The sequence below is a fragment of the Bacillus sp. JNUCC-22 genome (genome assembly GCF_018861275.1).
In the GTDB taxonomy this organism is placed as follows: domain Bacteria; phylum Bacillota; class Bacilli; order Bacillales; family Bacillaceae; genus Bacillus; species Bacillus velezensis.
This window is the reverse complement of sequence record NZ_CP076408.1, coordinates 3685639-3697379: the sequence shown is the minus strand read 5'-3', so window position 1 is coordinate 3697379 and position 11741 is coordinate 3685639. Positions and strand designations below refer to the sequence as shown.

The following is an 11741-nucleotide window of genomic DNA, read 5'->3' as shown; positions in this document are numbered from 1 at the left end:
GGTTTAAAATCTCTTCTTGTTTGGAATATAAATAGGAGACAGAAGAGGAGGTACAGAGATGAATATAATGGATTGGACGGAACAGGATGTGAAAGATACGCTGCCGAAGCGGGAGGCAGACAGCCATAAGGGGACGTTCGGGACGGCGTTATTGCTGGCCGGCAGCGAAGACATGCCGGGAGCTGCCCTTCTGGCCGGATTGGGCGCGATGAGAAGCGGTGTCGGCAAGCTCGTCATCGGTACATCGGCAGGCGTCATCCCGCTTATCGTCCCGGTGCTGCCGGAAGCGACGTACTGGCGTGACGGCTGGAAAAAAGCCGCGGCGGGCCAGCCCGGGGAAACCATCCGGGCCGCTGCCATCGGGCCGGGCCTTCCTCAAACAGACGAAGTGCAGCAGGCGGCTGATCAGCTGCTTTCTGCCGATTATCCCGTCATACTGGACGCGGGCGCCATTACGAAAAGAACCTATCCAAAGAGGAAAGCCCCCGTGATCTTGACGCCTCATCCCGGCGAATTTTCCAGAATGACAGGCCTTCCGATTCAAGAGATTCAGCAGAACAGAGCGGGATATGCCGCGGAATGGGCGGAGCGGCTTCACGCCACGATTGTCCTGAAAGGAAACGAAACCATTATCGCTTTTCCCGACGGGGAATGCCGCAGGAATACAACAGGAAACGGCGCGCTTGCAAAAGGCGGGACCGGCGACACGCTGACGGGAATGATTCTCGGCATGCTGTGCTGTCATCAAGACCCGAAGCATGCCGTATTGAACGCCGTCCGCCTTCACGGTGAATGTGCGGAGTTATGGACGAAAGAGCGCTCCGCCCATACCTTATTGGCGCACGAACTTTCTGAACTGCTGCCGCGTGTATGGAAGGAATATGAATAAAGAAAAGGCGTCTTCATAGAGAAGGCGCCTCTTGTTGTTTTACCCTTGATTTCATCAGGACATAATACAGCAGCGACGGAACGGCCAGGCCGATGACCCAGGCAATGTCGCCTCCGCCGAATATTTCAGCGAGCGGCCCAATGTAAAAGGATGTATTGATGAACGGGATTTCTAATATAATCGACAAAACGAAGGCGGCCGCTGTAATCCAATTGACCCTGCCGTATTGTCCGTTGACGTCAAACATCGATTTGACGTGGTATTTTCCGCGGCGGATAAAATAGTAATCCACGAGGTTGATCGCCGTCCATGGAATTAAGAAATAACTGATGAAAAAGATGAAATTTAAAAACAGTTCCATGAAATTGCTTTGGCCCAAGAGACTTAATACAGTACCTGCTGCCGTCACACAAAGGATCATTACCACTCTCGTTTTCGGCGTCACCTTCAGTTTTAAAAACGGCTCTAAGGTAGTCGTCGTTGACATAAAGGCTCCGTATAAATTAAAGACGTTGATCGCCATTTGCCCGAACAGGACGATGATCAGCATAATAAAGGAAAACGGACCAAACAATCGGACAATCTCATTTCCCGCATTAGCGGTAAATTCCGGGAGCGCCGTCGTCAAAATGGCGCCGAGAAGCATCATCCAGATGGAACTGACTGACGTACCTGCGTAGCTGTACCAAAAGGTATGCGATGCCGGTGTTTTGACCGGCAGATAACGGGAATAATCTGCGACATATGGCGCATATGCCAGCTGCCATGTGGCCACCGCGCTGACCGCCACTAGAAAAACAGGCAGATCTAATGAGCCGGGCACCCAGCTTCCTGAAGGAATCGGCAGTTGAAAAATAAGAATCGTTGCAGCAAAAAAAACGGCAAAGGAGGTCCAAGAGAGGATTTTCTGCATTTTGTGAATCAGATCATGACCGTAGATCGTGAGTAAAAAACAGATGGCGCTTAAGCCGATAATACACCATGAAGCCGGAATCGGTACAAAGCTGCTCAGTGTACCGGCTGCGAGAATCGTACTGCTCGCAAAGAAGCCCAAGTAGATAAACATGACCAAAAAGAGGGGCAGAATCGCTCCGATCACGCCGAATTGCGCGCGGCTTTGAATCATTTGCGGAATTCCGAGCTGAGGTCCTTGTGCGGAATGAGACGCCATAAAGATTGCGCCGATAAAGGTTCCGATAATAATGGCGGCGATACTCCAAAAGAGATCGAGCCCCATTGTAACGGGCAGTGTGCCTGTGACTAACGTCGTAATATGCATATTAGCCCCGAACCAGACGGGGAATAAATCTTTAGCCTTTCCGTGTCTTTCGTCATGCGGAATATGTTCAATCGTTCGCCTTTCTACTTTCAATAGATAATCTCCTCCGTATGTTCTTCTTTAACATAAAGACATAGCTTAACAGATTGACCTGCCGTTTACAAATTCCAGCATGCAGGAAAAACATTGTAAAGCCTCGTTGACAGCCGTTCAAAAGTTTTTTTGAAAAACGGAACAAACACTGCCGCCAAAACGATTTGCCAGGGTTTAAAAGGCATGGATATGCTTACGGACTAATATGTATTAAGGAGAAATGTGTCAATCTTTTGACGAATGGAGCCATTATTCGTTAAGCTGGAAGAATAGTTTACTTTGTGTAAATTTCATTAATGAAAAGGGGATTGATGATATGTGTACAAGTCTTACATTGAAAACGACAGACGGTAATCACCTATTGGCGCGAACGATGGATTTTGCATTTCAGCTCGGGACGGACGTCGTGCTTTATCCTCGTCAGTACAGCTGGAAAAGCGAAGCTGACGGCAGGATGCATAAGACGAAATACGCATTTATCGGCATGGGGAGAAATCTCGGCAATGTTCTGTTTGCCGACGGCGTAAATGAAAAAGGGCTGTCGTGTGCGACGCTGTATTTTCCGGGCTTTGCGGGATACGAGAAAGCGGAACGGGAGGGCACCTGTCACATCGCTCCTCATGAGTTTGTCACCTGGGCCTTATCAAACTGTGAATCTCTTGAAGACATAAAGGAAAAGCTCGGTTCGCTGACGATTGTAGAGAAGAAATTGATGTTATTGGATACGGTGCTGCCTCTTCATTGGATTTTATCAGACCGCACGGGCGGCTGCATTGTCATCGAGCCGACACCGGAGGGAATGAAAGTATATGACAACAAACCCGGAGTGATGACCAACAGCCCGGAATTTCCTTGGCATGTGACCAATCTGCGCCATTATATCGGAATCAGGCCGCAGCAGTCAGAAAGCAAAACATTGGGCGGAATGACATTAACCGCTTTCGGCCAAGGATCTGGAACGATCGGGCTTCCCGGTGATTACACGCCGCCATCCCGATTCATCAGAGCCGCTTATCTGAAAGAGCATTTAGAGCCTGCCGCTCATGAAACGGATGGCGTTACGGCCGCTTTTCACGTGCTGTCCAATGTGAATATTCCAAAAGGCGCGGTGATCACAGAGGAGAATGAAATTGATTATACGCAGTATACGTCGGTCATGTGCTGTGACACCGGGAACTACTACTTTCATCTGTACGACAACCGGCAGATTCACAAAGTAAGTTTATTCCATGAAGATCTTGACCGTCCGGAGCCGAAAGTATTTGCGGCCGCGGCGGAGCAGAATATACAGGAGCTGAATTAGCTCAAAAAAAAACAGGACGCGATTGTCCTGTTTTTTTATTTAATACGGATCAGACGGATGGCTTTCCTGTTCAGCCTGTTTTGCGGCTTGTGCTGTATCAGTAGTGCCGATCGGCCCGCCGCTGTTGCTTTCGGCGGCTTTTTTCAGCCCTTCCGCCACACGTTTTCCGTAGTCCGGATCTGCTTTTGTGAAATTCTCAATCATTTGATCCTGAATGTCTTTGCGGCAGGAAGAAAGCGTATTGACCAGGTTTGTGATCAATTCGTTCCGTTCAAATTCCGAAAATCTGCGGTATGTTTCTCCGGCCTGGCCGAAGTTATTCGACCGGTCGATCGCCTCCCGCATCACATCGCCTTCGACATGAGGTGTATGGTCTTTCCCATCCTGCTTTGCTTCGTTGAGTCCCCCCATAATGGACGGCTCATAGTTGACGTGCGGGTTTTGTCCTTCTGCCCGATCGACCCGATACTGCATTTGCCCGCCTTCCTGGTTGGTGGCGACATGCTTTTTCGGCGAGTTGATCGGAAGCTGCAGGTAGTTTGCGCCGACGCGGTACCGCTGGGTATCTGAATAGGAGAATGTCCGCCCCTGAAGTAATTTGTCATCCGAAAAATCAAGGCCGTCCACAAGCACGCCCGTTCCGAATGACGCTTGTTCCACCTCGGCATGGTAGTTTTCCGGGTTTTTGTTCAGAACCAATTTACCGATCGGCTTCCAAGGGAAATCGTCTTTATACCACAGCTTGGTCGGATCAAGCGGATCAAAATCCAGCTCGGGGTGTTCGTCATCAGTCATGATTTGCGCATACACTTCCCATTCAGGGTAATCGCCTTTTTCAATCGCTTCATACAAATCCTGTGTCGCATGGTTAAAGTTTTTCCCCTGAATCTCTTCCGCTTCCTTCTGTGTCAGGTTGCGGATGCCCTGTTTCGGTTCAAAGTGATATTTGACGAGCACGGCTTTTCCTTCTTCATTGACCCATTTGTAGGCATGGACGCCTGAGCCCTGCATCTGCCGGTAGTTGGCCGGGATGCCCCACGGCGAAAACAAGAAAGTGATCATATGAGTCGCTTCCGGTGATTGGGAAATGAAGTCGAAAATACGCTCGCCGTCCTGAATGTTCGTAACGGGATCAGGCTGAAATGCGTGCACAAGATCCGGGAACTTCAGCTGATCACGGATAAAAAAGATTTTCAAGTTGTTGCCGACCAGATCCCAGTTGCCGTCTTCGGTATAAAGCTTAACGGCAAACCCCCGGGGATCACGCAATGTTTCCGGGGAATGCTTTCCGTGGTTGACGGTAGAAAACCGCACAAACGCCGGAGTTTTCGTTCCTTTCTTTTGAAACACTTTCGCTCTTGTGTATGTAGAAATCTCCTCGTCTCCAAAACTTCCGTACGCCTCAAAGTATCCGTGTGCCCCGGCGCCGCGCGCGTGAACGACGCGCTCGGGAATTCGTTCGCGGTCAAAGTGGCTGATTTTCTCCAAAAAATCATAATTCTCCAATGTCGTCGGTCCTCTATTGCCGACTGTCCTGACATTCTGGTTGTCAGTGACCGGATGGCCCTGCCGGTTTGTCAGCGTGTCTTCTGACTCGCCTTTACCGGTCGTTTTACTGGAAAGCGTTTCTTCGCTGTTTTTGTTATTTTCCATTGTTGAACCCTCCTTTTTGAACGGTAACAATATGCCCAGCAGAGCCGTTTCTTAAAACCGATTTTCAAAAGAAGCAGTTATTCCGCGATCGGCGTCAAGGACCCGCCGTTCCATATTTCGCCTTTGTTCAGCGTCCAGCTGTTTTGATAAAGGCTTTGCGCGCCTTGATTGGCCGCCGGACTTAATTGTTCATCCCATGTCAAAAAGTACGTTGTCTCGGGATACTTTTGCCTGATCGCATTGATAAAAGCAGCATAATCAAAGCTTCCGATATTACCGGACGGACCGGTTTCGGCAAAGGCAAACGGTTTTTTCAGAGACAGCATTTCATCATAGCCTGATATCGCATACGGATCAGTGAAGTAAGCGTCCAGACCGGTAATATCCACAAAAGATGAGCCTGGGTAAAAGTCTGTCTTAAAGTCTCTGTTGTCATCCGGCGAATACACCCACAAAAGGTTATCCAATCCTCTTGTCTCTGTCATATAGCGGTATATCTTCTTGTAAAGCTCTTTGTACAGCGAGATTCTTTCATTGTCTTTTTGGTTGTAGCCTGTCAGCCCCCACCAGAACCACTCGCCGTTCATTTCATGCAGCGGTCTGAACAGAACGGTGACGCCTTGATTTTTCAGCTGAGTAAGGCCGTCGGCGATTTTGCTGAGCAGCGCCTCAAGCCGTTTTCCTTCAACAGTTGAAGGGTTCAGGATGTTTTTGTACTGGCTGTTTGAGATGGCCGTTTTATAGTTTCCGGATGGAAAAGCCGGATTTGCGAGATGCAGGCTGACCTGAGGGAGGCCGCCGCTTTTCCAGTATGAGATTAAGCTGCTGTTGCAGCTGTAATCGATAGAATCGGTGATATCCGCTGTTTCAAGCCATCCTCTCCCATAGTCACAGCCGTAGATGGCGGGAGACTGTCCCGTCGCGTTTTTTAAGCGGTTTTCCTCTGTCATTGAAAAAGTGACATCGCTGTACCCGCCGAACGCCCCGGACATGACCCTGTTTTCTGAACGGTTGGGCAGGTGCGCCAGCCAGTTCATGATATCTTTTGTCGTCTGCTGGGCATTTGGGTTGACGGGATAAACGGTGTGAGCTGATATCGGACTGGCGGCTCCTAAGAGTAATAAAACGATAGACAGGCAGACTGCTAACTTTTTGAGCATATAAAAGACCTCCTGATTTTTAGGGTGATGAAGGATGTGAAACGATAACCTCACAATCTCCTTCTATAACAAAATCTCCGGAATCCGCCGGCACGATAAAGTGATCGCCTTTGTGAACGGGGCATCCATCCAGTTCTCCGCGTCCTTTAATGACGCTTGCGAGTAAATACCGGCCGGGTGCGGGGAATGATGCTTTCCCGCTCACATTCCATTGATAAACTGAAAAGAACGGTGTCTCTGCGAGTATTGTAATGAGAGCATCTCCGATCCGATGCTTTGTGCTTTTTACTTTTTCATCGGTATGCGGAATCTCTGTTACGTCAATTGCTTTCTGAAGATGAAGCTCGCGTTTATTCCCGTTCCCATCCGTCCGGTCATAGTCGTAAAGCCGGTAGGTGGCATCAGAGCTTTGCTGGATTTCAAGAACGAGCGTACCTTCACATAAAGCGTGCAGTGTGCCGCTCGGGACATAGAAAAAGTCGCGAGGTTTAATGGGGATGCGGCGGAGCAGGTGATCCCACTTGTTTCGTTCAATGAGCCGAACGAAGTCTTCTCTCGTTTGGGCGCGATGCCCTAAAATGAGCTCCGCGTCTTTTTTGCAGTCCAACACGTACCAGCATTCCGTTTTTCCGAGTTCGCCGTTTTCATGCCGATGTGCATATGCGTCATCCGGATGCACCTGTACGGATAAGTCCATATTTGCGTCAAGAATTTTTGTGAGCAGGGGAAAAGCGTCTTCTTTCGGCTGTCCGAACAGGTCAGGGTGTTCATTCCAGAGACGGTGTAATGATGTTCCGGAAAAAGGCCCGTTCCGCACGATGGATGTGCCGTGCGGATGAGCTGAAATCGCCCAGCACTCGCCCGTCCGCTCAGAAGGAATCTCATACCCGAATGTATCGCGCAGCTTCGTCCCGCCCCATAATCTTTCTTTAAAAACCGGTTCCAAAAATAAGAGCTTCGTCATTTTCCCGCCTCCCGGTTTGCCGCTTCTAAGGCCTGCTCCGCCAATACGAGCGAACCGGCCGCGCCGGAGTGAATCCCTAATTGAGGGGGAACGATGTATTTTTCAATATCGGGCAGATCAATATATTGATTCAGCCGCTTTTTCACGTGCTGACGGATAGAAGAGAACAGCTGCCGCTGCTTCATGACGCCCCCGCCGAGAATGATCTTTTCCGGCGAAAGTATGAGAATATACTGCACAAGCGCTTCGGCAATATAATAGCCCTCAAGCTCCCACACTTCCTGCTGATCCGTCAGCAGAAATGCTTTTTTCCCCCAGCGTTTCTCAATGGCGGGGCCTGCCGCGAGGCCTTCCAGACAATCTGTATGGTAAGGACAATTGCCCTTGTATCCGTCGTCCGGATGTCTTCTGACATAAATGTGGCCCATTTCAGGATGAGACAGCCCTTGAACAAATCTGCCGTTCATGATGGCGCCCGCGCCGATGCCTGTGCCGACCGTCAAATAGAGGCAGCTGTCCGCGTTTTTGGCCGCGCCGAAAGAAGCTTCTCCAAGCGCCGCCGCATTAACGTCGGTGGTGAAGCCTGCGGGAATATCCAGAGCGCTTTTGATCGTTTGAAGAATAGGGCAGTTCCGCCAGGCTGTCTTCGGCGTCGCGGTGATGCACCCGTATGTTTGACTGTCGGGACGGATATCAATCGGTCCGAATGACCCGATGCCGATGGCGTCTATCGGGAAATCTTTAAAGTAACGGATCACCTGTCTGAGTGTGTCATCCGGTTCTCCCGTCGGAAACTCTGCTCTGTCCAGAATGGTGCCGTCTCTTTGTCCGGCGGCACAGACAAATTTCGTGCCGCCGGCTTCAATACCTCCAAGCATGGCCGTCCCTCCTCATCTGTTAAAATCCGTTTTGATCGGAAACGGCTTTGAACCAGCGGCCGCTTTTTTTGACAGTCCGTTCGCCCCCGTTTTCCAGATTGACAGATACAAAGCCGTAGCGGTTTTTATAAGCGTTTGTCCAAGACCAGTTGTCCATGAAAGTCCACAGGTGATAGCCTTTTACATTTGAACCTTCTCCGATGGCCCGATGCACCCATTTCAGATGTTCCTGGATAAATTCAATCCTGTAATCATCCTGAATGATGCCGTTTTCATCGCGGAAGCGTTCCTCGCCTTCTACTCCCATGCCGTTCTCAGAAATAAAACACTCGATATTTCCGTAATGTTCTCTGAGATTGGTGAGAATGTCGTAGATTCCTTTTTCGTAAATTTCCCAACCGCGATGAGGGTTCATTTTCCGGCCGGGCATGACATACGGATCGAAGAAACGCTCAGGCAGGAAAGGGGCATGCGGATTCGGAACATGTTCTTTTGCCTTGACGCGCCTCGGCTGATAGTAGTTCACGCCTAACAGGTCAACCGTATGCTCCTGAATGAGGCGGAGATCTTCTTTCTCATAATGCGGCAGAAAGCCTTCCGCCTTGAGAATCTCGACAAGCTCCTCAGGAAATTCGCCCTTTACGGCGGGATCTAAAAATGAGCGGTTGAAAAAGGCGTCGGCAATCCGGGACGCTTTGACATCTTCAGGATGTGAGCTTCTCGGATAAGAAGGCGTCAGATTCAGAATGATTCCGATTTGTCCGTCCTGTTTCAATTCTCTGTAGGCTTTGACAGCCCTTGCATTCGACAGCAGGGTATGGAAGCCGGCCTGCACCGCTTCTTGAAAATTAACGTGATTCGGGTAGTGAAAGTCGTATAAGTAGCCGCCTTCAATCGGCACAATCGGCTCGTTGTGAGTGAACCATTTTTTCACCTTGTCACCGAATAGCGAAAAGCATGTTTTGGCGTAATGTTCAAACGCGTCAACGGTGTTCCGGCTGACCCAGCCCCCCTTCCGCTGAAGGGCGAGCGGCATGTCAAAGTGAAACAAATTGACAAACGGCTCAATATGATGGGCAAGCATTTCATCGATGACGTCCTGATAAAACGCGACCGCTTTCTGATTGACCTCGCCAGTTCCGTCCGGAATCAATCTTGACCAGGAAATAGACAGCCGGAAGGAGTTGTGGCCGATTTCTTTCATCAGCCGGATATCCTCCTTGTATTGATCGTAAAAACGTGACGTGTCGCCGGGACCGACGCCGTTAAAAAAACGGCTCGGCTCTTTTTCATACCAGTAATCCCATATGTTTTGGCTTTTTCCGTCTCTGTCAGCGGCGCCTTCTGTTTGGGTGGCGGAGGCGGAAGACCCCCACCAGAATCCTTCCGGAAAACGATATTGAATATTTGATTCAGTCAATTGATTTCTCTCCCTTACTGCGATTTTGATTACATACTCATGCTGTCATCCCGGGCATGCTGCTCGGTCTCAGCTTCTTTTTCCTTTGCCATGTTTAATTTGTCCAGCGCTTTAAGAAACGGGAACCAGATGACAAACACAATACAGAGGTTGACCAGCTGCATAATGCCGCCCATGACGGAATTGGTCGCCATAATCCCGTTAATGAAAAGGGGGACGGTCCAAGGCACGGTCACGCCGGTAGGAGGGGGCACGATCCCCGCCGACATGGCCAGGTAGGTGACAAGTGTGACAACCATCGGCGCGATCACCCACGGAATGATAATGATCGGGTTCATCACGATCGGCAAACCGAAAATAATCGGCTCATTGACGTTGAAAATGCCCGGCGCGAGACCGAGTTTGGATATCTGTTTCATCTGTTTGCTTTTCATAAAAAGCAAGATGGCGATCACTATGGCCAATGTCATTCCGGTTCCGCCCATTCCGACGGTGTAAATCTCCATAAACGGCTTAGAAATAATATGGGGAATCTCTTTTCCCGCTGTATACGCAGCCAAATTTTCGACCTGTAATGTATTCCAAATCGGGTCCATCACGGAATTGATAATGATTTGTCCGTGAAGTCCGAAAAACCATAAAATCTGAATAAAGAAAACAGCGATTAATGTAGGAATGATGCCGCTTCCAAGTCCGACAAGCGGGGCTTGAACCGTATGATAAATGACATCATGCAGATTGGTGTGAAAGATCTGGGTGACAGCCGCATTGATCAAGAGGAAGACGGTAAGCGTGATAAAAGCCGGAATCAATGCGGCGAACGATTTAGCAACAGCCGGAGGAACACCGGCAGGCATCTTAATCGTTAAGTTTCTCTGGACGATTCTTCTGTAGATTTCACCTGACAAAAAAGCGGTTATCATGCCGAGAAACATCCCTTTTGCTCCAAGCCGGTCAACCGGAATGACGCCTGCGACCGCTTTGCCCGTTTCCGGCTCTAAAACGAACGGGGTGAGCAGCAGAAAAGAAACCAATGCGATCGCTCCGCCGAATACGGCCTCCACTTCGTAGCTTTTGGAAAGGTAATAGCCGATCCCGAAGACGACAAAAATGGACATAATCCCCATCGTCGCCGTCGAAGCGCCGCCAAACCCGGATTGAAAGACAGACAGGGCGGAGCTGCTCATGATTTTGTTTAAAAACGGCAGGTTCGTCAGCACGACGAACACCGAACCGAAAATGGTCAGCGGAAACGCCAGCATAAAAGCATCCCGTAAGACTTGCAAGTAGCGGTTATTGTTTAATTTTCCCGCGATCGGAACAAGGAATTGGCTGATTTTCTCAAACACGTCTTCACCCCCGGCTTTTTATAAATTCTTTGATTGAAATAAGTCGAGCATTTCTTTGACGAGCTCTTTCATTGAAAGCGCTGACATTAAGTGATCTTCAGCATGCATAAAAAGCAGAGAGACATCCGTCTTGGCGCCGCCGGCTTCTTTTTGAATCATCTGAAAATGGATGTCGTGCGCTTTCCCCAGTTCTTCTTCAGCCTTTGTCAGAAAGGTGTCTGACTCATCTGTCCGGCCGTCTTTATAAGCGCGTATCGATTGAATAATATTGCTGCGGGCATTGCCGCTGTGAAGAATCAGCTGAAAACTGATCTGTTCATCCGTGTACGTTTCCATGCTTATCGCCTCCTTTATTTGTTCTCTATCAAGGCAACGGCCTGTTCGTATGCTTTTTTGCCGTCTCCCATGCCGTAAGCCATCATGTCAATCACATCAACGGTGATGTGAAGCGGGTCCGCATCTTTTTGAAGCTCACCTTTTAAAAAACTCATCTGCGGGCCGATCAGTACGACGTCTGCGTCTTTCAGCGCTTCTTTTGCTTTATCCTGTCCGACTGCCCAAATCTCGGCTTCCTCACCGATGGAGCGGGCGTAATTCTGCATTTTCGTAACAAGAAGGCTGGTGGACATGCCTGAGCTGCAGGCTAATAAAATTCTTTTCATGAGGAATCCCTTCTTTCATAAAGTTAAAACGTTTTCATGAATATTATAATCTTTTGAAATTAAATGTCTATACTTTTAAAATATAAAGTTT

Annotated in this window: 11 protein-coding genes; 2 read left to right on the top strand and 9 right to left on the bottom strand. The window is 49.2% G+C overall.

The annotated features are described in order from the left end of the window. The first annotated feature begins 58 nt into the window (after positions 1-58). Positions 59-889, top strand: coding sequence for an NAD(P)H-hydrate dehydratase (locus JNUCC22_RS18170; protein ID WP_052827997.1), 831 nt, complete (start codon positions 59-61; stop codon positions 887-889). Positions 890-902: 13 nt separating this feature from the next. Here JNUCC22_RS18170 and JNUCC22_RS18165 read toward each other — a convergent pair whose 3' ends face one another. Beyond that, positions 903-2261, bottom strand: coding sequence for a purine-cytosine permease family protein (locus tag JNUCC22_RS18165; protein WP_015240847.1), 1359 nt, complete (start codon positions 2259-2261; stop codon positions 903-905). Between the two features lie 316 nt (positions 2262-2577). Here JNUCC22_RS18165 and JNUCC22_RS18160 point away from each other — a divergent pair, with 316 nt between their 5' ends. Further along, positions 2578-3564: a choloylglycine hydrolase family protein gene (locus JNUCC22_RS18160; protein ID WP_025285486.1), complete on the top strand. Its 987-nt coding sequence runs from the start codon at positions 2578-2580 to the stop codon at positions 3562-3564. Positions 3565-3603: 39 nt separating this feature from the next. Here the strand turns inward: JNUCC22_RS18160 and katX are convergent, their stop codons facing one another. The 8 genes from katX to JNUCC22_RS18120 form a co-directional block, all read right to left on the bottom strand. Further along, positions 3604-5217, bottom strand: coding sequence for a catalase KatX (gene katX, locus JNUCC22_RS18155; RefSeq protein ID WP_216061979.1), 1614 nt, complete (start codon positions 5215-5217; stop codon positions 3604-3606). Between the two features lie 77 nt (positions 5218-5294). After that, positions 5295-6377, bottom strand: coding sequence for a glycosyl hydrolase (locus JNUCC22_RS18150; RefSeq protein ID WP_216061978.1), 1083 nt, complete (start codon positions 6375-6377; stop codon positions 5295-5297). A 19-nt stretch (positions 6378-6396) separates the two neighbouring features. Beyond that, positions 6397-7341 (bottom strand): mannose-6-phosphate isomerase, class I, encoded by a 945-nt coding sequence (gene manA, locus JNUCC22_RS18145; RefSeq protein ID WP_216061977.1) that lies wholly within the window; start codon positions 7339-7341, stop codon positions 6397-6399. Further along, positions 7338-8219, bottom strand: coding sequence for an ROK family protein (locus JNUCC22_RS18140; protein WP_216061976.1), 882 nt, complete (start codon positions 8217-8219; stop codon positions 7338-7340). Before JNUCC22_RS18140 ends, manA begins: the two co-directional genes overlap by 4 nt. 19 nt (positions 8220-8238) lie before the next feature. Beyond that, entirely contained in the window at positions 8239-9639 is a 1401-nt protein-coding gene (locus JNUCC22_RS18135; protein WP_012118773.1) for a glycoside hydrolase family 1 protein, read from the bottom strand. 29 nt (positions 9640-9668) lie between these two features. Continuing rightward, a complete protein-coding gene (gene celB / locus JNUCC22_RS18130; RefSeq protein WP_216061975.1) occupies positions 9669-10988 on the bottom strand; it encodes a PTS cellobiose transporter subunit IIC in 1320 nt (439 codons plus the stop codon). Positions 10989-11006: 18 nt separating this feature from the next. Continuing rightward, positions 11007-11324 carry a PTS lactose/cellobiose transporter subunit IIA gene (locus tag JNUCC22_RS18125; RefSeq protein WP_007407750.1) on the bottom strand — a complete coding sequence of 106 codons (318 nt, stop codon included), beginning with the start codon at positions 11322-11324 and terminating at the stop codon, positions 11007-11009. Positions 11325-11338: 14 nt separating this feature from the next. Further along, the gene (locus tag JNUCC22_RS18120; RefSeq protein WP_094031394.1) at positions 11339-11650 is read right to left on the bottom strand and encodes a PTS sugar transporter subunit IIB; all 312 of its coding nucleotides are present in this window, start codon (positions 11648-11650) and stop codon (positions 11339-11341) included. Positions 11651-11741 lie beyond the last annotated feature (91 nt).

What these genes read in the sequence shown, in the direction of transcription:
- JNUCC22_RS18170 (WP_052827997.1), top strand. Translation starts at nt 59, where the DNA reads ATGAATATAATGGATTGGACGGAACAGGATGTGAAAGATACGCTGCCG.
- JNUCC22_RS18160 (WP_025285486.1), top strand. Translation starts at nt 2,578, where the DNA reads ATGTGTACAAGTCTTACATTGAAAACGACAGACGGTAATCACCTATTG.
- katX (WP_216061979.1), bottom strand. Translation starts at nt 5,217, where the DNA reads ATGGAAAATAACAAAAACAGCGAAGAAACGCTTTCCAGTAAAACGACC.
- JNUCC22_RS18150 (WP_216061978.1), bottom strand. Translation starts at nt 6,377, where the DNA reads ATGCTCAAAAAGTTAGCAGTCTGCCTGTCTATCGTTTTATTACTCTTA.
- manA (WP_216061977.1), bottom strand. Translation starts at nt 7,341, where the DNA reads ATGACGAAGCTCTTATTTTTGGAACCGGTTTTTAAAGAAAGATTATGG.
- JNUCC22_RS18140 (WP_216061976.1), bottom strand. Translation starts at nt 8,219, where the DNA reads ATGCTTGGAGGTATTGAAGCCGGCGGCACGAAATTTGTCTGTGCCGCC.
- JNUCC22_RS18125 (WP_007407750.1), bottom strand. Translation starts at nt 11,324, where the DNA reads ATGGAAACGTACACGGATGAACAGATCAGTTTTCAGCTGATTCTTCAC.
- JNUCC22_RS18120 (WP_094031394.1), bottom strand. Translation starts at nt 11,650, where the DNA reads ATGAAAAGAATTTTATTAGCCTGCAGCTCAGGCATGTCCACCAGCCTT.